The sequence below is a fragment of the Fodinisporobacter ferrooxydans genome (genome assembly GCF_022818495.1).
GTDB classification, from domain to species: Bacteria; Bacillota; Bacilli; order Tumebacillales; family MYW30-H2; genus Fodinisporobacter; species Fodinisporobacter ferrooxydans.
The window spans coordinates 2,922,510-2,946,563 of sequence record NZ_CP089291.1; the positions used below are offsets into that span (position 1 = coordinate 2,922,510).

Below are 24,054 nucleotides of genomic sequence, written 5' to 3' on the forward strand. Positions count from 1 at the left end.
ATTGTTTTGCACAGTTCAACTTTAAAAATGGGAGATGTTTTTATGTCATTGCAAGGTAAAAAAGTATTTATTTTAGGTGAAAGAGATGGCGTTCCGGCACCTGCTATCGCAGAATGTGTAGGTGCGGCTAACGGTGAAATTATATTTTTTGATACCCAATGCTTTGTCTGAACAGCCGCCGGCGCTATGGACCTTGAGGTTCAAGGTCGACTGTTGAAGGCGGTAGAGGAGCATGGAAAAGAGAACATTCTGGTACTTTTAGGTACTCCTGATGCAGAGAGTGCGGATATTTATGCCGAAACCGTTACTTTGGGAGATCCGACATACGCGGGGCCGTTGGCGGATGTCGCATTAGAGCTTGATGTGTATCATATTCTGGAAGATGAAATCAAACGGCTTATACCTGATGATGTATATCAGGAACAAGTAGGCGTTGCCGAATTATCTTTAGAAAAGGAAGCAATTTGTGACAGCATGAAAAGTGCCCGTGCCAGGATACAGAACAGCTAACATTCAACGATCACAGTAACATTCAAAATCGATGCGGTTCATTCAGGAAGAGTCTTAAACCTTTATGGTTTAGGGCTCTTTTGTGTGTTGTCCAAACCCGTTTTGGCATGAGTTGTGCATAAACATAATGGAAAGGGAGGGACGGAATGATTGACTGTATCCCTTTCTACATAGGATGAATGGCTTTTTTATGTGGCTATGTCGCAAAGAATGAACTTCAATTCTGACTGCGGCTGTATCGTTGTATCAGTCATTTTTGCATCAATGATTCACATCTGACTGACTCGCCATCGATTTGACTAGCAACTATACGCTTTACAAAAGTGGGTGATGCCGTGCAAATCCTTCCATTTTATTAGAACAAACGTTTGATAGATATAACAATGAATATACATAACAATGGAACAACTATAGTAAACATTTGAAGGGAGAAAGATTATGATCCAGTTTTCAGAAGAATTACAACAAATTGCTCGAACTGTACAAAAATTTGTTGACAACGAAGTGGAACCATATGCGAATCAAATCGAGGAAACCGATCACGTACCTGAACATCTATTAGAAAGCGCCAAGCAATTGGGACTTTATGGTATGGGAATTCCGGAAGAATACGGTGGACTTGGTCTGGGTGTCGTGGGAAAGAGTCTCGTATTGGAGAAACTTGGCCGCACACATAATGGATTTGCTTCCATCATCAGCGCGCATACAGGGATCGGCAGCATAGGGATTGTCCGCCTGGGAAGCGAATATCTGAAGGAGAAGTATTTGCCGGATCTGGCGGAAGGAAAACGATTGGCTGCTTTTGCTCTTTCTGAACCGGAGGCCGGTTCGGATGCTACCAACATCAAGACGCGGGCCGAGAAAAGGGGAGACCGTTGGATCCTGAACGGCATGAAACATTTTATTACAAACGGGCCATATGCGGATGTATTTACAGTCATTGCCGTCAATGATCCGTCAAAGGGGATTCGAGGCGGGTTTACGGCATTTGCTGTAGAAAAGGATTTTCCTGGCTTCAAGGTCGGCGCCACAGACAAGAAAATGGGCCTGCGCGGCTCACACACGGCCCAACTCTTTTTCGAAGATTGTGCGGTCCCGGCAGAAAACGTAATCGGTGAAGTTGGAATGGGCTATGCATCCGCTCTTAAAATTCTGGCGGAAGGACGTTGTACACTTGCGGCACGCAGTTACGGTTCTTGTTTAAAACTGATCGAACTGGCAACGGAATACGCCAAGCAGCGGATCCAATTTGGCAAGCCGATTGCGAATAATCAGGGAATACAGTGGATATTGGCTGATATGGCAACGGAAACAGAAGTGGGCAGGGCGTTTAACTATCAAGTCGCTCAGATGTTTGAACAAGGGCAAAAAGTGATCAAGGAAGCGGCCATGACAAAACTATTTGCCACAGAAACGTTTAATCGGGTAGCCGACCGGGCATTGCAAATTTTTGGCGGTGTTGGCTATATGAAAGAATATGCAGTGGAACGATTCTATCGCGATGCAAGAATTACGAAGATTTATGAAGGTACAAATGAAATTCAGAAAAACATTATTGCAGCACAGCTATTGAAGGAGTAGCGATTCTTCAAGAGAGATACTGCAAGCCATCGCTTTTCTTTTGAAGATTGATAAAAAATACTGGATATGAAACGTGCGGCAGATGAAAGGAATACGAAAGATGAAAAATGGATCGAAAGTGGGGCGGACGTTTTGAGCGCAACGAATGTTCAAAGAATTATGGTTGCAGGTGCAGGAGCGATGGGATCACAGATTGCCATGGTCTGTGCGCTGGCAGGCTATGAAGTTTATTTGCAGGACATCTCCGGCGAAATGCTCCGCAAAGCGGATGGATCTCTCCGAGGCCATATGCGCCGTCGTGTGGAAAAAGGCCGCTTTACCGAAGAATTTGTCAATGCAGCGTTTGCACGTCTGCACTACACCGAGGATCTGAAGCAAGCTGTCAGCGAAGCAGACGTGGTGATTGAAGCGATCGTTGAAAAATTGGATGCCAAACGGGAATTGTTTTCACATTTGGATCAACTCGCGCCTTCTCGTGCGATTTTGGCAACCAACAGTTCTACGATTGTGAGTTCCAAATTGGCAGATGCGACAAATCGTCCCGACAAAGTTTGCAATATGCATTTTTTTAATCCGGCTCTGGTGATGGAACTGGTAGAAGTCGTGCGCAATCCCGCAACATCCGATGCAACGGTGCAAACCATAGTTGAATTGGCCCGGAATTTAGGAAAGACGCCGATTACATTAAATCAGGAAATATCCGGGTTTGTCGCCAATCGCATTCTCGGCGCTTTGATGGATGAAGCGGTTTCACTGTATGAAAAAGGCATTGCATCATTTGAAGATATTGATATTGCCTGCCTGAAAGCGTTGAATCATCCGATCGGCCCGTTTGCGCTCATGGATTTGACGGGGATTGATGTCAACTACTATGTGCGCATGCAGCGGATGCAGGAGACGGGAGACGAGTCGTTGGGACCCAAAAAATCGATTGTCGAAAAATTTGAAAAAGGGGAATTGGGACGTAAAACAGGAAAAGGTTGGTATTCGTATCCGCCGCAAGCGTAAATACATTTATACAAGCATCAGTCAAATATTCCAGCATTAAATGTACATCATTAAATGTGCCAGCATCAAAAGTGCCGGCATCAAATGTACCAGTACGAAAAAGAAAGGCGGGAAGAAGATGCGAGTCAAAGACCGTGTGGCGATTGTTACAGGCTCCGCTCGGGGAATTGGCGCTGCGACTGCAGCACGGTTGGCAAAAGAGGGCGCTAAAGTCGTCGTCTGTGATGTCAGCGGGCAACAGTGCAGGGAGACGGCTGTCGGGATACGGGCGGATGGCGGAGAAGCGCTGGCTGTTGCATGTGATGTCACAAGGCGGGAACAAGTGAAAGATCTTGTCCAAAAGACAGTGGACACATATGGTAGAATCGATATTCTCGTCAATAATGCAGGTGTCATTCGCGACAACCTGGTCCATAAAATGTCGGATGACGATTGGGATACCGTAATGAATGTGCATCTAAAGGGCGCATTTTACGTGACACAGGAAGTACAAAAGTATATGGTGGCACAACAGTACGGGAAAATCGTCAATATCAGTTCCACATCTGCGCTAGGGAATCGGGGACAACTGAACTATGCGACCGCAAAAGCAGGCATGCAAGGGTTCACAAAGACGCTGGCGATCGAGCTTGGCCGCTTTCATATCAATGTAAACGCTGTCGCTCCCGGATTTATCGAAACGGATATGACCAAGGCAACAGCGGAACGGGTTGGAGTTGATTTTGATCAATTCAGGGAAATGGCAAAAGAGCGTTCTGTTTTGCGTACGACAGGTCAGCCGATCGATGTTGCCAATGCCATTTTGTTTTTCGCATCGGATGAGGCGCGTTTTATTACCGGGCAAGTCCTGTATGTTCGCGGCGGCATTTAATAAATGACTTTTATCTGGAGGGAAGCAGCTTGAGTGAAAATGTGTGGCTGGTGGAGTATGTACGAACCCCGATTGGCAGGCAAGGCGGTGCTTTAAAACGTGTTCGCCCGGATGATTTGGCGGCACATGCCATTCGTGCAGTTGTAAACCGTGCCGGAGTGAATCCGGCAGATATCGAAGACGTTTTCATGGGATGTGTGAATCAAGCGGGCGAAGACAATCGAAATGTGGCTCGCATGGCAGTCTTGCTTGCCGGACTGCCGGAGCGGGTGCCGGGAGTTACAGTCAACCGCCTTTGCGCATCCGGGTTGGAGGCGGTGAATCAAGCTGCAAGGGCCATCGCTTTAGGCGAGATCGGCATGGCGATTGCCGGTGGCGTTGAAAGCATGACAAGGGCGCCGCTTGTCATGCAAAAACCTGAAATGGAATACGTACGAGGAAATCAAATCATGTGGGACACGTCGCTGGGATGGCGAATGGGCAATCCGAAATTCCCATATCCCCAGGAAAGTATGGGAGAAACTGCGGAAAACATCGCAGAACAATTTCAAATTTCCCGGGAAGATCAGGATGCTTTCGCGTTTTCGAGTCAAAAGAAAGCTGCACAGGCAAAGGCGAATGGCGTATTTGCAGAAGAAATTGTGCCACTCACTGTCCGCGAGCGAAAAAATGAAGTTGTGGTGGAAGAAGATGAGCATTTGCGTCCGGATGTGACCATGGAATCCCTCGCAACATTGCGTCCCGTGTTTCGGGAAGGAGGTACTGTGACCGCCGGGAATTCATCCGGGATCAATGACGGCGCTGCAGCTCTTTTGCTAGTTTCGGAGAAGAAAGGCCGCGCATTAGGTCTCAAGCCTCTTGCAAGATATGTGGTGTCTGCATCCGCCGGAGTGAATCCCCGTACCATGGGACTTGGTCCCATACCTGCAACACGCAAAGCATTGCAGTTGGCAAATCTGTCTGTGGATGCGATTGATTGGTTTGAGTTGAATGAAGCGTTCGCCGCTCAATCGCTGGCGTGTATCCGGGAGTTGGGACTGCCCGTGGAACGTGTAAATGCAAATGGCGGAGCGATCGCTCTCGGTCATCCGCTCGGATGTTCAGGCGCCAGAATTGTCGGAACGCTCGCCCGTCAGTTGCAGCGAACGAATGGCCGCTACGGTGTGGCAACATTGTGCATCGGTATCGGCCAAGGTCTCGCGACTGTGCTGGAAAGGGTATAGAAGTTTGCTTGCTGATTGGCAGAGTACGAGAGAGATCTTAAATCCGGCATCTGTTGTTCCGTTTTCAATGAAATCGCATACATGTTGTTGTATGAATATAGAATTGATTGAGACGAGGTGAGTCGTTATGTCGATCGAAGCCGCTCAGGGAATTACAAATGTCAAGTTTTTGCCTGCTTCCGAAGCAGTTCAAAACGTGACTGCGGGTGCGACCGTCATGGTTGGGGGATTCGGGAATTCCGGAGCTCCCGAATTGTTGCTGGATGAATTGATCAAACGGCCGGATATCAAGGATTTAACGGTCATCAGCAATAACATTTCAATAGGAACCAATCTCAACAGACTGTTTTTGCATAATAAAATCCGCAAGGCGATCGGTACGTATTTTACGACAAACCCGGATGTTGTTCGCGCATATCGGGAAGGAAGAATTGAGATTGAATTGTACTGTCAAGGAACATTTTCCGAAGCCATGCGGTTGGGAGGCGCAGGTATTCCCGCTTTTTACACGCCGACTGCTGCGGGTACGGAGTTGGCGAAGGGGAAAGAAGCGCGAATATTTGACGGACGCGAGTGTGTGCTTGAGCGGAGCCTGACAGCAGATTTCGCTTTGGTTCGAGGCTATAAGGCAGATCGGGCGGGCAACATTGTGTATCGCAAAACAGCGCGAAATTTCAATCCGCTTATGGCGATGGCAGGCAAGATTACCATCGTAGAAGTTGACCAGATCGTTGAAGTTGGCGAACTGGATCCGGAAGCGATCGTCACTCCTTTTATCTTTGTCGATGTTGTGGTGACAAGGGGGACTGCTAAATGAATACACATTTGGCAAACACACGCCAGTTAACAAAAGAACAGATCAAACATTATATCGCTTGGAGATGCGCACAGGAATTGACTCCCGGAGTTGTGAATCTTGGCATTGGCATCCCGATTCGTGTTGCAGACTATATCCGTTCCAGTCAAATTTCCTTGCACTCGGAAAACGGCATTCTCGGGGTAGGACCGACACCGATGCCGGAAGAGCAAGATCCGGATTTGATCAATGCCAGCAAACTGCCGATTTCAGAGTTGGCCTATTCCTCGTTTTTTGACAGTTCCTGGTCATTTGCCATGATGCGCGGCGGTCATATTGATGCAACGGTGGTCGGCGCACTGCAGGTCGCCGAAAATGGCGACTTGGCAAGCTGGGCGATTCCCGGGCAGGACGTGCTTGGCGTCGGCGGTGTCATGGATCTGGTCGTAGGCGCAAAACGAGTCATTATCGCGATGACACATCGATCTGCAAAGAGCGAACCGAAAATCCTTCCCTGCTGTACATATCCACTTACGGCACGCGGGCGAGTCGATACAATCGTTACAGAATACGCGGTCTTTCGGATCAGGGACGGGAAACTTTGGCTAGAGGAGTTGATTGCCGAGTTGCCGTTGGAGGAATTAAAGCAAATGACGCCTGCCCACTATGAAATCGCGCAAGATTTGCGGCGGCCACTGCGCATGGACGTGCTGCCTTTGCTGAAGGTTTAAAAATCGGCACAAATATTGCATTAAAATACTGTATCCATTGCCGGCAAAACGGATTGGATTGGCATATCGGTATAAATGGCTTGTTTTCGAAGAAATCGTTCGTTGTTTTGCACATGTACGTTTGCAGGACAAGGGTGATGATTTATGAAAACGCTTTAGTGAGTTGTTTGTGAATGAATCATTCCCGTTTGCTAAGTCATTTTTGAATCAATGTATGATTTCGACTTGCTGAGTCAGTCGTTTGCGAATGAGAGATTCTATAAAGCAAAATCTATAAAGCGATTTCTATACAAGGGGGCGTCAAAATGAAAACTATTTCAAAAATTGCGATTGCATCTTTGCTGGGGGTTTCTGTTACCGCGTGCGGATCGCCCATCAGTACATCATCTTCCGGTGGCGCAAGCGTCAATCAAAATGCCCAAGGAGTTACGAAGACGGAGATTACAGTGGGAACGTGGGGACCGCTCACCGGACAATTTGCCGCATATGCAGTCGTTTCACAAGGGGCCAATGCGTACTTCAATTACATCAACCACAATGGAGGAATCAATGGCCGCAAGATCAAGTTTAAGATATACGATGACCAATATCAGCCGGATAAGTCGGTTACGGCAGCGAAACAATTGGTTGCGGATAAAATATTTGCGGCCGTTGCTCCATTGGGGACAGCGAACAATCAGGCGGCAGACCCGATTTTGTCAAAACAGGGAATTCCGATTCTCGGGATCGCGACAGGGTCGAGTGAATGGGGGTTCCCGCTGAAAAAAAACGTGTTTGGATTACAGCCTACATACACGGCGGAAGGGCATATCATGACAAAATTCGCCGTAAAACACAATCATGCAAAGACAATCGGCGTCTTTTATCAAAATGACGACTTCGGGAAAGAAGAACTGATGGCAATTGAACAAGAAGCCAAGCAAGAGGGCGCAAAAGTGATTGCAAAAGTCGCGTACAGCAGAGGCGATACCGATTATTCTTCCTATGCGTTGACGATGAAACAGACAAATCCTGACGCTGTATTTGAAGTCGGTGTGCCGGCACCCCTCGCTCAATTCGAAAAAGGGATTGCGAATTTAGGTTGGCATCCGCAACAATACATCACCTATGTATCAGGAGACCCTGTCATGTTTCGCCTCGCAGGCCAAGCGTTTGATAAAGTCTATACACCATCCTGGTTGAAAAATCTGCACGATCCGCAAGTGAAGGATTTTATAACGGAATATAAGAAAGATTATCCGAACACACCGCCGACGGGATTGGCGCTGTCCGGCTGGATTGACGCACAAGTATTCGCAGAGGCGGTCAAACGCTGCGGGAACAATCTGTCCTGGAGCAACTTTGAAAAACAAATGGAATCCATTCACAATTACACCGATACCGCATCGTCTGAACCAGTCTCGTATTCTTCCACAAACCATCAGGGTGTGCAAAGCATGTCGATCACACAAGCAGATTTCGCTGCGAAAGACTTTAAAACAATTGAACCAAGCATCGCCTATCAGCAAACGGATAATCCCTTGAAGAAGTAGAGAGGTGGGCACATGGTATTGCTGCAGACAGTCGTTAGCGGTCTGGGAATCGGAAGTTTGTATGCGCTTGCCGCAATTGGCCTGGTGTTGATCTTCAAGACATCCAATGTCGTGAATTTTGCACAGGGGGAAATGGCGATGATCTCTACATTCATCGCCTATCAATTCCTTGAAAAATGGGGCGCACCTTATTGGTTGGCGTTTTTGGCGGCGGTCGTGTTTGCGCTTGTGTTCGGATGGTTCGTCCAATGGGCATTTTTGTCCCGGCTTTCCAGTGCGAATTTGCTAAACCAGATCATTGTCACGTTGGGGCTGTTTCTTGTCCTGGAAGGGGCGGCCGGATTGATTTGGGGAAACGTGCCGACATCCTTTCCCACCGCCGTATCGACACAACCGGTGCACGCAGCCGGCGTTGTCATGACATGGAACGAAATCTTCATCGCATGTGTTACGGTGGTTTTTATGTTGATCTTTTATGCGTTGTTTAAATATACCATGATTGGGCTTGCCATGCGTGGTGTGGCACAAAACATCATTGCGGCAAAGTTGATGGGGATTTCGGGAAAACAGATTTTCGGCTGGACGTGGGCCGTCAGCACTCTGCTCGGGGCTGTTGCCGGAATCTTGATTGCACCGACCCTTTTCTTGTCCCCGGCATTTATGGATGTGGTATCGGTCAAAGCGTTTGCCGCTGCTGTCCTCGGCGGGTTCAGTTCCTTGCCGGGAGCGGTTGTCGGCGGACTGTTGCTGGGCGTGATTGAAAATATTTTCGGCATTTATGTTTCCTCAGCTTTAAAAACAACGTTCGTATTTGCCTTGATCATCGTTGTCCTGTACATTCGTCCGACCGGTCTGTTTGGCAAAAAAGAGGTGAAAAAAGTATGAGCCGATCGTATACGATAGTGCACAAACGGAGACGGCTGTTGACATGGTTGACGGTTATTGTGGCACTGGGTCTGCCTTGGGCCGTCGATTCGATCGGCTCTGTTCCCGGTTATATCCTGAACTTGAGTCTGATATTTGCCATCGTGGCGGTCGGCTTGAATTTGTTGACAGGCTTTAGCGGCCAAGTATCCCTTGGACACGCGGCATTTGTGGTCATCGGCTCGTACACCTCGGCAATCCTGACGTTGAAAGTCGGCATATCATTCTGGCTGGCATTGCCTGCCGCGGGGCTCATGTCCGGAATCGTAGGTTTTATCGTCGGTTTGCCTGCCGTCCGGTTGACAGGGAATTTGCTGGCCGTAGCTACATTGGGATTTGGGCTTGCCATACCGGAACTCGTTTTGAAATGGACGAAACTTACAAACGGTGATACGGGATTGAATCCGGATCGGCCGCAATTGTTTGGATTTTCTTTACAAAATGATTTGTTCTACTACTATCTGATTTTGCTTTGTCTCGCTTTTACGCTTTGGATTTCCAGGAATTTGTTAAAGGGGAAAGCCGGGCGGGCGTTTCAGGCGATTCGCGACAGTGAGATTGCGGCGACCGCCATGGGGATTTCGATTGTTTACTATAAGTCTCTTGTGTTTGCAATCAGTGCCGGGTTTGCAGGAATTGCCGGAAGCTTGTATGCGCACTACGTGAATTTTATCTCGCCGAATGATTTTACCATCGTCAATTCCTTTCTTTTCTTTGCCATGGTTGTGCTTGGCGGGCTTGCTTCATTGCCAGGCGCAATTCTCGGAGCTGTCGTGATCACCATCCTGGAGCAAGCGACCGGTGGATTGCAAGGGTTTTCGATCGTTCTTACAGGTGCTGTCATGGTCGGTGTCGTGATGTTTTTCCCGCGGGGATTAATCGCATTGTGGAAGCGGGAGGAACGGGACAGATCGATGGAAGACGAAGAAAAGGCAGATTCGCGCATGGCAAACCGGATCAGTACGGAGGTGACAGGTGAACATGTTTCTGAAGTTTGATCAGGTAACTCTTCGTTTTTCCGGGCTGACAGCGCTGTCAAACGTGTCCTTTGGAGTTCCTGAGGGAGCCATTTTTTCCCTGATCGGCCCCAATGGCGCAGGCAAAACTACTTTATTGAATTGCCTGTCCCGCTTCTATACGCCACAAGCAGGGAGCATCCTGTTTCAGGATCAAAATCTATTCGCCTATAAGCCGCAGCAGGTGATTGATTTGGGGATTTCCCGCAGTTTTCAAAATATTGAACTGTTTAAAGGGCTCACTGTGGAGGAAAATTTGCTGATCGGATTGCACAAACGTCTGCAGACAAGCACGCTGGCGACAGCGCTGCGATTTCCTTCCATGCGCAAAAAAGAGCGGGAGGCGCGTGCGTTTGTCTACGAGATCATGGAACAATTGGGAATCGCGGATTTGGCCTGCAAATCAGTCAGCCAACTCCCATATGGCATACAAAAGCGGATTGATATTGGCAGAGCGCTTGTTTCCAAACCGAAATTGTTGTTGTTGGATGAGCCGGCTGCCGGCATGAACGAGTCCGAATCGATGGAATTGGGGGATTGGATTGCTGCATTGCCGGAGCGCTTTGGCGTCACTGTCATGATGATCGAACATGACATGACGCTTGTCATGCGTCTGTCACAGCGGATTGCCGTATTGGAGTTTGGCAAATTGATCGCGGTAGGCACGCCGTCCGAGGTGCAGAACAATCCTGCTGTGATCGCGGCGTATCTCGGGGAGGAGATGGAGCTTGCTTAAGCTGAATAACGTCTCATGCAAATATGGTGCTGTACTTGCGTTGTCGAATGTATCGATGGAGGTGCCGGACGGGAAGATCGTGACATTGCTGGGAGCGAACGGCGCCGGCAAAAGTACGGCTTTAAAGGCGGTTTCCGGGCTGTTGCAGCCGTTTCGCGGCAGTATCGATTGGAATGGGCAAAAGATTGAAACAGCATCCTGCAAACAGATTGTTCAGCAGGGAATCGTGCACTGCCCGGAAGGAAGGCAAATTTTCCCGGAACTGACGGTGCTGGAAAATTTAAAGCTCGGGCGCTATGCTCGCAGGGATACGAAGGATGTAAAGCGGGATTTTGAACAGGTGTTGGAGTATTTTCCGCGACTTCGCGATCGGCTGCATCAATCGGGGGGAACGCTGTCCGGCGGGGAGCAGCAAATGTTGGCGATCGGGCGGGCATTGATGGGCGGACCCAAACTTTTGCTGCTGGATGAACCGTCATTGGGTTTGGCGCCGATTGTGACAAAGGAAATTATGAAAATTATCAAAACGATCAACCAGAGCGGCGTATCCGTTCTGCTTGTCGAGCAAAACGCCCGTCTGGCACTTTCTGTCGCCGATTATGCGTATGTGCTGGAGGTCGGTCATATCGTTATTGAAGGGCCGTCCGAGACGGTAAAAAACAATAGCCAAATCCAGGAGCTGTATCTCGGCATGGGGAAAAAAGCGTTTGCATAGTTTCTGCGTGTGAAATGTATTAAGGAGAAATGTATTACGAAGAAATGTGTGGAACGAAACATGTGCGAACAAAAAATGTACAGGCGAAAATTATGAACCAAAAACAAAAATGGGTTGGAATGTTGAATAAGGAGTTTGATTCAGGAAGTTTTATTCAGAGAGGAGCTATTGACAATGTTGGATTTTTCATTGAGTCAAGAACAACTGGAATTGCAATCGCTGATCCGCAAGTTTACGAAAACGGAAATTCTTCCGTACATGCAACAATGGGATGAGGAGCATCATTTCGAGACAGGTGTTATGAAGAAACTGGCGAATCTCGGCCTGATGGGTGTTTGCATTCCGGAACGATATGGCGGTGCGGGAATGGATTACAACGCGCTTGCCATTGTCTGCGGCGAACTGGAATATGGCGATACGGCATACCGTACGGCAGTTTCTGTACATACCGGTTTGAACAGCATGACACTTTTGCAATGGGGAACCGAGGAACAAAAGCAGCGGTATTTGGCGCCGCAAGCAAAAGGGGAACAAATCGGCGCATTTGCCTTGACAGAACCGGATGCCGGATCGGATGCGGGATCACTGCGCACGCGTGCGGTTCGCGATGGCGACCATTATATACTGAACGGTTCGAAAATCTGGATCTCGTTGGCCAATCACGCAGACAACCTGCTGGTATTTGCCACTGTCGATCCCGACAAGAAGCATCGGGCCATCACCGCTTTTATCGTGGAACGCAACTTTCCGGGAGTGACCACCCGCCCGATCCGGGGCAAGCTGGGCATCCATGGCGGGGATACCGGCGAAGTTATTTTGGAAGATGTAAAAGTTCCTGCTGCGAACCGTCTGGGCGAGGAAGGGGAAGGCTTCAAGATCGCCATGTCCGCTCTTGATAACGGTCGTTTCACGGTTGCCGCAGGTGCTAGCGGGCTTACACGAGCATGTCTTGACGCATCTGTCAAATATGCCCATGAGCGCAAAACGTTTGGAGTGGAAATCGGACGCCATCAATTGGTCCAGCAAATGATTGCAAAAATGGAGGCAGGCCTGCAGACTTCCGAGCTTCTTGTGTATCGCGCCGGTTGGCTGAAAAATCAAGGAGTTCGCAATACCCGCGAAACTTCCCTGGCCAAGTGGATCGCGTCTGACGTGGCTTTCGAGAGCGCTTCCGATGCCGTGCAAATTCACGGAGCGTACGGATATTCCAATGAGTACCCGGTGGAACGGTTTTTGCGCAACTCCAAAGCATTGGTCATTTACGAAGGCACCCGCGAAATTCATACGATCATGCAGGCGGAGTATGTGCTTGGCTACCGGAAAGACAAGGAGCTCAATCGGATGCTGCCGGCGTGGAGTCAGGAAGAATACGTGCGCTGAGGTGACGGGATGAACGTACTGGATTTATTTCGTTTAGATGGGAAAGTAGCGCTTGTAACGGGCGGCGGGCGCGGATTGGGCCAACAAATCGCACAAGCCTATGTGGAAGCGGGCGCCAAAGTTGTTCTATGTTCCCGCAAAGTGAAAAATTGTATCCAAGTGAAGGCGGATTTGGAGTCGATAGGAGGCCAGGCCCTGGCTCTTGAACTGGATCTGACGAACCCGGAATCAGTGGCGCAGACGGTTGCCAAAGCGATCGAACATTTCGGCCGGATCGACATCCTGGTGAATAACGGCGGGGCTACCTGGGGAGCGCCGGCATTGGAAATGCCGTATGATGCATGGCAAAAAGTCATGCAAACAAATCTGACGGGAACGTTTCTGATGGCACAAGCTGTCGGTCGGCACATGAAGGAAATGGATGGAGGCAAAATCATCAATATCGCTTCCGTTGCGGGATTGCGCGGTACCGAAGCGGAAGTCCTTGACGCTGTCGGTTATAACGCAAGCAAAGGCGGCGTCATCACACTCACGAAGGACCTGGCAGTCAAATGGGCCCGTTACAATATTTATGTGAATGCGATTGCACCGGGATTTTTTCCGACTTCCATGACAAGAACGGTATTGGAGCGGGCAAATGACCGCATTCTTGCCAAAACACCTCTACAGCGCATCGGTGGTGAACGGGATCTGCAAGGTGCCGCTTTGTACTTTGCATCAGCAGCTTCCAATTTTACCACAGGGCAAGTATTGGCAATAGATGGAGGCGAGTCTGCCAGATAATAAGGAATATCAAAACAGGAACACATTGCAAGGGAAGGACAACAAACAAAGAAAAATTTAAAATCTGCTTGAATCTATCCATGATTCTGGGAGGATTTCCCTCGTCCTTTCAAGAAGATTTTTATAAACGTGCATGTTCAAGATGAGAGGGACTACAATGACGGATGCGAAAAATTTTGCAGGACCACGCCATATAGAACTTGGGGTTGCCATTTTAAAAGACGAAGGAATGCTCGAATTTGCAAACCCGGTCATGAGAAAATGGCTAGGAAAATGGAAAGGCCAAAGGATACAGGAAAAACTGAACCGATTGATTTCAGAGGAACAACGCTTGATGATCCTTTCTTCCGGCAAGCCAATGGAGTGGAGTATTGTTGTCGATGAATTGCATTTGCAAATGCATGCATATCCCTACATTCACGACATGAGTCAAGCAAGCATTTTCATGGTTGCTTATAATATAAAACCAGTTCACTTGCTGGAAGCACAATTTCAGGAAATGAAAGCGATTGCGGATGAACTTGAAGCTGTTTTTCAAAATTCCTATGATGCCATCTATATATCGGATGCGAACGGAATTACGCTGAAGACAAATGATGCCATTGAACGATTAACAGGAATACCGAAAGAATATTACATTGGGAAAGATCTACGTTATCTGGAAAAACGGGGAATCGTCCAAAAATCGGTTACCTTTGAGGTGCTGAAAGAAAAAAAACCAGTGACGGTTATTCAGGAAAATTCGCTAGGCAAGGTGATTCTGCTAACTGGCAGCCCGATTTTTAATGAACAAGGGGAAATTACGCGAATTGTAACAAATCTTCGCGATATCTCGGAGTTGAATCGGCTAAGAGAAAAATTATTGCAGTATCATAAATATCATTCCGGTGATGAACCGATCATTTATGCAAGCAAATACATGGAGAAAGTAATCGAGCTTGCCAGTAGGGTGGCTAAAACCGATACTACCGTGTTGCTGCTCGGTGAATCCGGTGTCGGCAAGGAAGTGATCGCCCGGCTGATCCATCGGAACAGCGGCCGATACGAAAATGGGGCTTTTATAAAAGTAAACTGCGGCGCCATTCCGCAAGAACTACTGGAATCCGAGTTGTTCGGTTATGAATCCGGTGCGTTTACAGGAGCCAAGAAAGGCGGAAAACCCGGAATGTTTGAGTTGGCGCATGAAGGCACGCTGTTTCTCGATGAAATCGGCGAACTTCCACTCCATCTGCAGGTGAAGCTCCTTCGTGTACTGCAGGAACAGGAGTTCACACGGGTAGGCGGAGTCAAGCCAATGAAAGTTAACGTCAGAATCATTGCCGCAACGAATCGCAATCTGAAAAAGATGGTGGCGGACGGGAATTTTCGGGAAGACCTGTATTACCGGATTTACGTGGTACCGATTGAGATTCCGCCGCTGCGAAAGCGCAAGGAAGATATTCGGCCGTTGCTTTCCTTTTATCTGGATATATTTAATCGCAAATATCAGGCGTCGAAAACATTAAAAGAGCAAACGATTGAACTGTTGCAGAGTTATGAATGGCCGGGCAACGTTCGTGAACTTGCCAATTTTATTGAACGGTTATTTGTGATTTCACCTACGGACGAAATGGATCCGGAACATTTGCAAGACCTGTTAGGGCTGACATCGCTGTTTGAAGAGCACACGCCTTATCAAGAAAAAAGGAATGAAGAAGCAGATACTGCCGGATTGATCAATGAGTCTGACATCGATTTGGATAAGGTGAAAACACTCGGTTTTCAAGCAATCATAGAACAAATGGAAATGGAAATTCTGACTGCCGCTTATAAACAATACGGGAGCTCCTATGAAGTGGGAAAAGCATTGCAACTCAGTCAATCGACCGCGATTCGAAAGGCATACAAGTACGGAATTCGAACGAAGCCGCAAGAGGAGGGATAAAAAGTGGAATTGAAAAATCTTTTGATTCAATTGGAAAATCATGTGGGTACGATTACAATCAATCGTCCGGATGTTCGCAATGCATTGAATGCGGCAACCGTGCACGAGATGCGTCAAGTTTTACTGGAATGGAAACAGAATCCGGATGTGCAAGTGGTTGTTTTTACAGGGGCGGGAGAAAAGGCATTTGCTGCGGGAGCGGATATTGCACAACTGCGTGAACGGACGTTGCACGATGCCCTTGAATCCCAGATGCAATCCTTTTATCGCGAAATTGAACTTTATGAAAAACCGACAATTGCCGCGATTAATGGATATGCATTAGGGGGCGGTTGTGAGCTGGCCATGGCATGTGATATTCGAATTGCCGGCACAAACGCAAAATTGGGATTGCCGGAACTCAACCTTGCAATTATTCCAGGGGCAGGCGGAACCCAACGTTTGGCAAGACTGGTCGGGAAAGGGAAAGCGGTGGAGATGATTCTGACGGGCGCAATCATCGGAGCAGAAGAAGCGCAAAATATCGGCCTTGTCACACAGGTGTCCGGATCGGATCGATTATTCGAAACCGTTCGGGAAACCTGCGAGAAAATCTTGTCGAAAGGGCCGTTGGCAGTCCGCCTTGCCAAGCTAGCCATTCAAGCTGGTTTGGAAACAGATATACATACAGGCTTGTTAATTGAGAAATTGGCGCAAGCTGTTCTTTTTACATCGGAAGACAAAATGGAAGGCACGACAGCCTTTCTCGAAAAGAGGAAACCCAACTTTCGGGGATGCTAAAATTGTTGAAAAATTCTTTTGAAATTGAAGCTAGTCTTCTCTGATATGATAAGAAGACTAGCTGTTTCTATACAGAAGATCCTGGTGAGTCAAAAATGACTTCACATCCCAATGCTCTCAAAGATGTATTATAAGGATGCGGTATGAACAGAAGCATGTTTTCCCTTCGTCCAGAAAAATAGCCCGAAGAATAGCATTACCACTACAACAGTCACAATCCATGTTTCTGTCAAGCCAATATCGTTCCACAACCCGGTCATGGAGAGAAAGGCGGGTATGGTACAAGTGACCCACGATTCTATCAGTGTGACCCAACCTGTAAAAACTCCGATATCCCGGTTTTGCGCCAGCAACAGATAGAACAAAAACCAAAGAAATGCCCACATGAGCCAAATGATACCGAACTTAAAATCTTTGAAGTAGGTAAAATCGGCTAAACTATAACAAAGTGCCAGCACTGCAACCCAAAAGGAATACCATCCAACACCGCTTCCTTCGGTGTTGGTCAGGTTGGAGACACCTACGTACAAATAGGTAAATCCAAATAGAAAGATGCCAGATGCACGAAAGATATCCTGCATCGAATGAGCAGTAAAAATGAGATAAACAGGAGTGATAACTTGTAAACTGCCTACAAATAGATTGAAAATTCCGGCACTTTTAGCGGAAATTTTCCCTAATAGCATTAATCCGTTCAAAAAAAGAACAGCACCGACATATAACAATCCAACGTTAGACAAACTGCCACCTCCCAAGAAGTTTTTCCATTAGCGAGCAGTTACTGGTTCGTTCAAAAACAAAGTTTTGGAATCTCGGTAACAAACAATGAGCTTGCTATTCGATATTTCACCATCATGCCAATTTCGCCAACTCCCGGACAGCAAAAAGTCTGCCAAAGGCATTTCCACATGCTTGCGGATACATCGTTTCAGCGATCTGGCGCCATATCGCTTGTCATAACCGGTGTGTAAAAGAAAATTGACGATCGAGTCATCCAAGTGAATTTCGCATCGATGCTTTCGCAAACGCAGATTTAGTTGTCTCATTTCAAGGGATATAATATCCCGTAGATGTACTTTATCAATCCAGTTAAACGTAACAATTTCATCAATACGATTCAGAAATTCCGGAGAAAATGTCTTTTCCAACTCGCTGTCGATAATTTCCCGCGTTTTCTTTGTACTTAATGAATTACTCGATCCAAACAAACGATACCATTGGGATTTTAATTTTTGTTTTGCATATTCCTGAATCTCTCGAGCTGCGAGATTGCTTGTCATCACAATAATGCAGTTTCGAAAATTGATTGTTTGCTGTCCGGAAGCTACTGTCATCATGCCATTATCAAATACGTTCAGCAGTGTTTGCAAAACAGTAGAGCTGGCTTTTTCGATTTCATCAAATAAAACGATACCGGGTGAACTGAACATCCCTTCGATTTTCTCTTTGTCAAGAATGGTAATTCCTTCTTTGCTGCCAACATAACCAGGGGGAGAGCCGGTGAGGGACGCAGCATAATGTTCTTGAGAAAGCGTATTCATATCCACTCTGCAAAACGATTCTCGGTTGCCGTTAATCGCTTCCGCCAGTAATCGAACAATCTCAGTTTTTCCAACACCTGTTGGTCCGAGAAAAAGGCAAACAAATAAAGGGCGTGAAGAATCGGCAATATCTGCTCGTATGAAACTCAGCATGGAATGAATGCTATTGAGCGCTTCTTCTTGTCCAACAATCCGGTTTCTGAGCAACTGCATAACCTTTTCTATATCGTAGGTAAATCGTGTCACGACTTTTGTTGGCGCGACGGAACGTTCAACAGCTGTTGTATTCGATTCAAGCGTCTCTGACTGCCGGGAATAACTTTGCAGCATGTCGTTTGCAAAAGGCATAGATTTCCCCCCATCCATAGTGCCGCAATATATGTTTTAGAAAGCCTGCTTATAGTCTGGAGTCAGACTCAATGCCTAGAGAAATCTGACTCCACGTGTTCTTTTTATTCCTTGTTTGCTTCCCGTTCAACCCCATTGTATGGAAGTGTGCCGACAGGGCAACACGCAGTGGTCAGTGCAGGCCTTGTAATCTTTTCAACGTTTTCCCGCGCTTTCTCCGCATCCAAAACCCAAGTGCGGTAAAAATCAAACGGACAGTCTGCGATTCCCTTGTCTCCGTCTCCGGAGTTGAAAATGCCTGTATAACCGCGATGCAACAATTTGAACAACTGGTTTTGCGACTGCCAGTTTTGGCGCGCATCTCGGATGGCGGATATGGATAATTCCGCAAATTGAATTCCATATTCTTCTTCGCCACACTCACCCAATGTGCGTCCGTCAAAACCGACGATTGCCGAATGACCGAAATAGGAATATACACCGTCAAATCCTGCAGCGTTTGCTACAGCCACGTACACATTATTTGCCCATGCCATCGATTTGGCCATTAACACTTGTTGATCTTTTGCAGGGTACATGTATCCTTGCGGGCGGATGATAAGTTCTGCCCCTTTCATTGCACAGTCCCGCCAAATCTCTGGATAATTGCCATCGTCACAAATGATTAGGCTGACTTTCATTCCTTTTGGGCCTTCTGATACGTACGTCTTGTCTCCCGGATACCAACCTTCGATAGGGGCCCATGGAAGAATCTTGCGATATTTTTGCACGATTTCTCCTTTATTGTTGATGAGCACCAAGGTATTATAAGGAGATTTTTTAGGATGGTCTTCATGCTGCTCCCCTGTTAAGGAAAAAACTCCCCAAGTATTTGCTTGACGACATGCCTGGCTGAAAATTTCCGTCTCCGGGCCCGGTATGGTACAAGCGGTGTCAAACATTTCATTTGCATCGTACATGATTCCCATGGTGCTGTATTCCGGGAAAACTACCAGATCCATACCGGGCAATCCTTGCTTCATTCCTACAATCATGTCTGCAATTTTTCTGGCATTGTCTAGGACCTGTTCCCGGGTATGCAGCCGCGGCATTTTGTAGTTGACGACAGCAACTCCCACCGTATCTGTACTGCTTGAAATATCTCCATGCCTCATCATCAAACACCTCTTTTTAATAGAATTGGTAAATTTGAAACACACCGATTTATATTGCATGTTTTGTGCCAAGCATGTGAAAAGGATAAAAAATTCAACTATATGTAGTAAAATCCAAAAAAGCGATTCGTGGTGAAAAAGAGTTGTACTTTTTTCTTACCATATGTGTAACAGTTGTGTTCAAAAATGACATGCAGTTGTTGTAGTACTGTTTTCAAATCGAAGTCGATCTATAATTGTACGATTGAAACATGTTAGAAACGGTGTTGAAACATGTGTAAACAATTATCAGAATCGTGTATCATTATTTATACAAGGATAGGGGGGAGGTCATGCAGTTGAACAACGAAATCAGGATAGGTCTGCTCTTTTCACTTACAGGTACAACAAGCGTGACGGAACGCGGGGCATATCAAGCGGCACTGCTTGCGATCCGGCAAGTAAACGATCGTGGCGGCATTCATGGAACAAGACTTGTCCCGGTTACGGAAGATATCGCATCAGATCCAAGGCTGTCTGCAGAAAAGGCGGAAAAGCTCATTCGTCAGGAGCAAGTATCAACGATTATCGGTCTGTATACATCTGCTTGCCGAAAAGTAACGATTCCCATTCTGGAAAAGTATAATAAACTTTTATTTTATCCTGCATTGTATGAGGGAGAGGAACTAAGTCCGAATGTTTTTTATTGCGGTCCAGTACCAAATCAACAGTTGGAATATTTTATACCCTGGATTTTGCAAAATGTTGGGCCCTCGGTATACTTGATTGGTTCTGATTATGTATATCCAAAAGAAACACATAAACATATCCGGCGTCTTGTGAAAGTGCATGGTGGTACAATCTCTGGCGAACACTATGCAGCGCTAGGAGCACAAAAATTTCATCAAGTAATCAAAACGATCGAAAATCTTGCGCCGCACGCAGTGTTTTCAACGCTTGTCGGTGAGAGTGCGCTTATATTTTACCAACAATTTCGAGATGCAAATCTGAATATTCCGATTGCCAGTTCCATTACCGGCGAAACGGAAATTCAAGCAATGGGAGCAAAATATGCGGAAGGTCATTATACTTCTTTTCCTTACTTTTCAAGTGTTGTAACGGAAAAAAATCAACAATTTCGAAAATTATATTCTGAAAATTACGGGACAGCAGCTGTAAGCTTTGTCATGGAAAGTGCGTATTTTAGTGTGTGGTTATTGGCAGAAGCGATACGAAAAACGAATTCCATCGAAACGGACAGGATTCGAATGGCTCTACAGGGCATGACATTCGATGCGCCGCAAGGGGGGATTCGCGTAGATGAAGACAATCAACACATATGGTTGCAATCCAGAATTGGTCGCGCAAATGCAAAAGGGGAATTTGATATTGTCTGGGAATCGGACGGGCCTATACCTCCATTACCATTCTATAGTATTGAAAGCAAAGACAGACAAGAAGAACATACGCATGATGTGGCATCGATTGAATTATTGCGTAGCACACAAGAGCAATACGGGCTGCTTATCAAAATCATTCAAGACATATCGCAATTTTTTTCATACCGATTTGCTATTTTCAATCCGGAAGGTATCACATAGGCCGTATTTAGTCATGAGGCTGATGAAATTCGAAATCTCGATTTCCCACCCTTTCTTCAGAGTGGAGTTCGGATTTCCCATAGGATATCGGGGCGATCGGGATTTTCCTTGGCATTGGTCGGGCAATGCGAGGCGATTGTCAAAGGGGATGATCATGAAAGAGAAGAACTAAAAAAATGGATGACCATAGGAATTCCGATTCAGAGCAAAAAAGGAGAATTTCTTGGTGTGTTAGGTATTTTGATACAAGATTGGATTGCGTCGGCAGATAATACGAGCCTGATCGCCTCTTTTCGGCAACTTACAAAATGTGCCGTGGAAATTTGGGAAAATACAAAAAATAGATTGGAAACAGAAGGGTTGTTAGAAGGGGCTATTCATTTATTTTCGGAAGGGTATTTGGCGATACAAGATGGTTGTGTTATCACTTGCAACAAGCGAGCCGAATCCCTTCTTTTAGAAGATCCCGCCTTGCTAAATCGAGTTATCGATAACTTGAAAAATCTAAGCGGTTCGGAAATCTTATTTCGTACAAGTACCGTACAAAACAGTTTTGAAATTAAGGGACGAGTAGAAAATCATATCTATCATTTACTTTTGAATCGTATCCGTACGACAGAAGACAAAACTCGCAAACAAAAAGCTTCTATTAAAAATATCGTGGGAACAAGTTCGATTTTTCTGAAAAATATTAAACTTGCAGAGCTTGCATCGCAAATGGATGCCAATGTGTTAATATTAGGGGAGAGCGGAACGGGTAAAGAGCTTTTTGCCCGTGCGATTCATCGTGGAAGCTCCAGAAGAGATAAGCCCTTTATCGCCATTAACTGTGCGGCTATGCCAAGGGAGCTGTTAAATTCGGAACTTTTCGGTTATGTGGAAGGTGCATTTACAGGTGCCCGACGTGGCGGTAGTCCGGGAAAATTCGAGTTGGCAAATGGAGGAACATTGTTTTTGGATGAAATAGGCGATATGCCGATTGAACAACAAGCGGCTTTGCTGCGAGTCCTGCAGGAAAAGGAAGTCGTCCGCATTGGCGGGAGTGCCATGATACCGATTGACGTCCGCATTATCTCTGCGACGAACAAACGGCTTACTCAAGAAATCGCTTACAACGGTTCGTTTCGCAGCGATTTATATTATCGATTAAATGTATTCACAATTGAACTCACGCCATTGAGAAATCGAAGGGAAGACATACCAGAGTTGGTCGCTTATTTTCTTCAAGAATTGAGTCATACAACCGGCTTGCCCGAAAAATCAATAGATGGCCATGCAATCGAGGCTTTCATGAGATATTCATGGCCTGGAAATGTTCGAGAGCTTCGTAATGTAGTGGAGCGATCCTTTTATTTGTCAGGTTATGCGGAAATCATATCGTTAAAACACATACCCGAGTATGTAGCATTCAGAGATGAGATAGACCATCATGTTGAGAGTGCAAGATCAAGCGACAGTATTTCTAAACCACAAGAGATCGATAGAATATCTGCAACCCCAAATGATTTAGGCACACAGGATATCAAGTCGATTCGTCTGATGAAAGTCGAAACAGAAAAACATGAAATTGCAAGAATTCTTCACCAAAACAATGGAAACATTAGCCGTTGTGCCAAAGAGCTGGGCATGTCCCGAACGACCTTGTATCGAAAATTAAAAGATTATAACTTTATGTAGGTTCTATGCAGCCTTGCTTATTCGCGAAACAAAAATAAAAACCCATTGTTTTTTATCGGTTATCGTCCAGTCGCTTCCGTACATGGGAGAGATAATTGCTCGAAATTGATCGTAATATCGGTGTTTGTATATTTTTTAAAATTATTTGAATTTTTTAATTTAAATTTTTATAATAATTATATTTACAGACTCAAGTTCCAAGTGATCCGTTCATGTAAAAGGGGCAGTCATGAAATGAAAGTATTGGTTACAGGTGGCGCAGGTTTTATCGGATCCAATATAGTAGATAAGCTGGTTGAAGAAAACTATGAAGTTGTCATTATTGACAATCTAGTTGCCGGCGATAAAAACAATATCAACAAATTTGCTGCGTTTTATCGGGCAAATATAACGGATATAAAGCGATTGCGGCAAATTTTTGAGATTGAGGAGCCGGATTATGTCATTCATCAGGCTGCACAAGTCGATGTTCAGTATTCTTTACAATCTCCTATTTCAGACGCGAATGTGAACATTTTAGGTACGATTCATTTGTTGCATTGTTGTATTGATTATCATGTAAAAAAATTAATATACGCTTCCTCTGCAGCTGTCTATGGGGATCCTATTTATTTGGGAATTGATGAAAAGCATCCCACTGGGCCTATGTCCTTTTACGGGATTTCGAAATTAACTCCCGAACATTACATACAGACATTTTCCAAACTTTATGGATTGCAATATACGATCCTTCGTTATGCAAATGTCTATGGGATTCGTCAAAATTCAAGAGGAGAGGGTGGAGTCATTTCCATCTTTATTGACCGATTATTGCAGAATGTTTCACCGGTCATTTTTGGCGATGGGGAACAAACGAGAGATTTCATCTATGTAAAGGATGTTGCAAAAGCAAATCATTTCGCTTTAACAAAAGCCAACAATGAAATCGTCAACATTGGCTGCAATCAACAGACGACAGTAAATGAAGTATTATCACAATTGAACGGTATGTTGGGAAAAGATATCAAGCCCATGTACAAGCCGACAAGACAGGGAGATATCCTTCATAGTTATTTGGATAATACAAAGGCGCGGGAATTGCTTGATTGGACACCTAAGTATTCACTGGAAGAAGGTTTAGAGGAAACAATTGCGTTTAAAAAATCAACGCTAGTACACATGTAAGTGCAGTTGAAAACGTTCCGGCTCAACATGTGCATGCCAGTTTGAAAAGAAAGCAGGAATCGCTCAAACTGCAAGGGTTT

22 protein-coding genes are annotated in these 24,054 nt (G+C 46.0%); 19 read left to right on the forward strand and 3 right to left on the reverse strand.

Features of this window, described 5'->3' with window-relative positions; translation table 11 throughout:
• Positions 1 to 42: 42 nt before the first annotated feature.
• The 16 genes from grdA to LSG31_RS13980 all read left to right on the forward strand — a co-directional run bounded on the left by grdA (position 43) and on the right by LSG31_RS13980 (position 16,510).
• On the forward strand, positions 43 to 510 hold the full coding sequence (gene grdA / locus LSG31_RS13905; protein WP_347435692.1) for a glycine/sarcosine/betaine reductase complex selenoprotein A: 468 nt from the start codon (positions 43 to 45) through the stop codon (positions 508 to 510).
• Positions 511 to 948: 438 nt separating this feature from the next.
• Complete coding sequence (locus LSG31_RS13910) at positions 949 to 2,091, forward strand: acyl-CoA dehydrogenase family protein (protein WP_347435693.1); 1,143 nt, start codon at positions 949 to 951, stop codon at positions 2,089 to 2,091.
• 132 nt (positions 2,092 to 2,223) lie between these two features.
• Positions 2,224 to 3,099 (forward strand): 3-hydroxyacyl-CoA dehydrogenase family protein, encoded by an 876-nt coding sequence (locus LSG31_RS13915; protein ID WP_347435694.1) that lies wholly within the window; start codon positions 2,224 to 2,226, stop codon positions 3,097 to 3,099.
• A 118-nt stretch (positions 3,100 to 3,217) separates the two neighbouring features.
• Positions 3,218 to 3,970 carry a 3-oxoacyl-ACP reductase FabG gene (gene fabG / locus LSG31_RS13920; protein ID WP_347435695.1) on the forward strand — a complete coding sequence of 251 codons (753 nt, stop codon included), beginning with the start codon at positions 3,218 to 3,220 and terminating at the stop codon, positions 3,968 to 3,970.
• A gap of 29 nt (positions 3,971 to 3,999) precedes the next feature.
• Positions 4,000 to 5,193 (forward strand): thiolase family protein, encoded by a 1,194-nt coding sequence (locus tag LSG31_RS13925; RefSeq protein WP_347435696.1) that lies wholly within the window; start codon positions 4,000 to 4,002, stop codon positions 5,191 to 5,193.
• Between the two features lie 127 nt (positions 5,194 to 5,320).
• Positions 5,321 to 6,010, forward strand: coding sequence for a CoA transferase subunit A (locus tag LSG31_RS13930; protein WP_347435697.1), 690 nt, complete (start codon positions 5,321 to 5,323; stop codon positions 6,008 to 6,010).
• Positions 6,007 to 6,720: a 3-oxoacid CoA-transferase subunit B gene (locus LSG31_RS13935; protein WP_347435698.1), complete on the forward strand. Its 714-nt coding sequence runs from the start codon at positions 6,007 to 6,009 to the stop codon at positions 6,718 to 6,720. The genes LSG31_RS13930 and LSG31_RS13935 overlap by 4 nt, the downstream gene beginning before the upstream one ends.
• Positions 6,721 to 7,025: 305 nt before the next feature.
• Entirely contained in the window at positions 7,026 to 8,252 is a 1,227-nt protein-coding gene (locus LSG31_RS13940) for an ABC transporter substrate-binding protein (RefSeq protein ID WP_347435699.1), read from the forward strand.
• Between the two features lie 12 nt (positions 8,253 to 8,264).
• Positions 8,265 to 9,137, forward strand: a complete 873-nt coding sequence (locus LSG31_RS13945; RefSeq protein ID WP_347435700.1) for a branched-chain amino acid ABC transporter permease — start codon at positions 8,265 to 8,267, stop codon at positions 9,135 to 9,137.
• Complete coding sequence (locus tag LSG31_RS13950) at positions 9,134 to 10,174, forward strand: branched-chain amino acid ABC transporter permease (protein ID WP_347435701.1); 1,041 nt, start codon at positions 9,134 to 9,136, stop codon at positions 10,172 to 10,174. Before LSG31_RS13945 ends, LSG31_RS13950 begins: the two co-directional genes overlap by 4 nt.
• Positions 10,158 to 10,928 carry an ABC transporter ATP-binding protein gene (locus tag LSG31_RS13955; RefSeq protein WP_347435702.1) on the forward strand — a complete coding sequence of 257 codons (771 nt, stop codon included), beginning with the start codon at positions 10,158 to 10,160 and terminating at the stop codon, positions 10,926 to 10,928. The genes LSG31_RS13950 and LSG31_RS13955 overlap by 17 nt, the downstream gene beginning before the upstream one ends.
• A complete protein-coding gene (locus tag LSG31_RS13960) occupies positions 10,921 to 11,643 on the forward strand; it encodes an ABC transporter ATP-binding protein (RefSeq protein WP_347435703.1) in 723 nt (240 codons plus the stop codon). Before LSG31_RS13955 ends, LSG31_RS13960 begins: the two co-directional genes overlap by 8 nt.
• Positions 11,644 to 11,820: 177 nt before the next feature.
• Entirely contained in the window at positions 11,821 to 13,023 is a 1,203-nt protein-coding gene (locus tag LSG31_RS13965) for an acyl-CoA dehydrogenase family protein (RefSeq protein ID WP_347439518.1), read from the forward strand.
• 9 nt (positions 13,024 to 13,032) lie between these two features.
• Positions 13,033 to 13,806 carry an SDR family oxidoreductase gene (locus LSG31_RS13970; RefSeq protein WP_347435704.1) on the forward strand — a complete coding sequence of 258 codons (774 nt, stop codon included), beginning with the start codon at positions 13,033 to 13,035 and terminating at the stop codon, positions 13,804 to 13,806.
• A gap of 157 nt (positions 13,807 to 13,963) precedes the next feature.
• Positions 13,964 to 15,730, forward strand: coding sequence for a sigma-54 interaction domain-containing protein (locus tag LSG31_RS13975; protein ID WP_347435705.1), 1,767 nt, complete (start codon positions 13,964 to 13,966; stop codon positions 15,728 to 15,730).
• A gap of 3 nt (positions 15,731 to 15,733) precedes the next feature.
• Positions 15,734 to 16,510 (forward strand): enoyl-CoA hydratase/isomerase family protein, encoded by a 777-nt coding sequence (locus LSG31_RS13980; protein WP_347435706.1) that lies wholly within the window; start codon positions 15,734 to 15,736, stop codon positions 16,508 to 16,510.
• Between the two features lie 128 nt (positions 16,511 to 16,638).
• On the opposite strand, the gene LSG31_RS13985 is transcribed toward LSG31_RS13980, so the two are convergent.
• From LSG31_RS13985 to LSG31_RS13995, 3 genes are all read right to left on the reverse strand, one after another.
• Positions 16,639 to 17,250, reverse strand: coding sequence for an AmiS/UreI family transporter (locus LSG31_RS13985; protein ID WP_347435707.1), 612 nt, complete (start codon positions 17,248 to 17,250; stop codon positions 16,639 to 16,641).
• Positions 17,251 to 17,277: 27 nt separating this feature from the next.
• Positions 17,278 to 18,399, reverse strand: coding sequence for an AAA family ATPase (locus tag LSG31_RS13990; RefSeq protein ID WP_347435708.1), 1,122 nt, complete (start codon positions 18,397 to 18,399; stop codon positions 17,278 to 17,280).
• Positions 18,400 to 18,503: 104 nt separating this feature from the next.
• Positions 18,504 to 19,553 carry an aliphatic amidase gene (locus tag LSG31_RS13995; RefSeq protein WP_347439519.1) on the reverse strand — a complete coding sequence of 350 codons (1,050 nt, stop codon included), beginning with the start codon at positions 19,551 to 19,553 and terminating at the stop codon, positions 18,504 to 18,506.
• Positions 19,554 to 19,885: 332 nt separating this feature from the next.
• On the opposite strand from LSG31_RS13995, the gene LSG31_RS14000 reads away from it, so the two are divergent.
• The 3 genes from LSG31_RS14000 to LSG31_RS14010 all read left to right on the forward strand — a co-directional run bounded on the left by LSG31_RS14000 (position 19,886) and on the right by LSG31_RS14010 (position 23,974).
• Positions 19,886 to 21,133 (forward strand): transporter substrate-binding domain-containing protein, encoded by a 1,248-nt coding sequence (locus LSG31_RS14000; RefSeq protein ID WP_347435709.1) that lies wholly within the window; start codon positions 19,886 to 19,888, stop codon positions 21,131 to 21,133.
• Between the two features lie 114 nt (positions 21,134 to 21,247).
• A complete protein-coding gene (locus LSG31_RS14005; RefSeq protein WP_347435710.1) occupies positions 21,248 to 22,810 on the forward strand; it encodes a sigma-54 interaction domain-containing protein in 1,563 nt (520 codons plus the stop codon).
• 234 nt (positions 22,811 to 23,044) lie between these two features.
• A complete protein-coding gene (locus tag LSG31_RS14010) occupies positions 23,045 to 23,974 on the forward strand; it encodes an SDR family oxidoreductase (protein ID WP_347435711.1) in 930 nt (309 codons plus the stop codon).
• Positions 23,975 to 24,054: the final 80 nt, after the last annotated feature.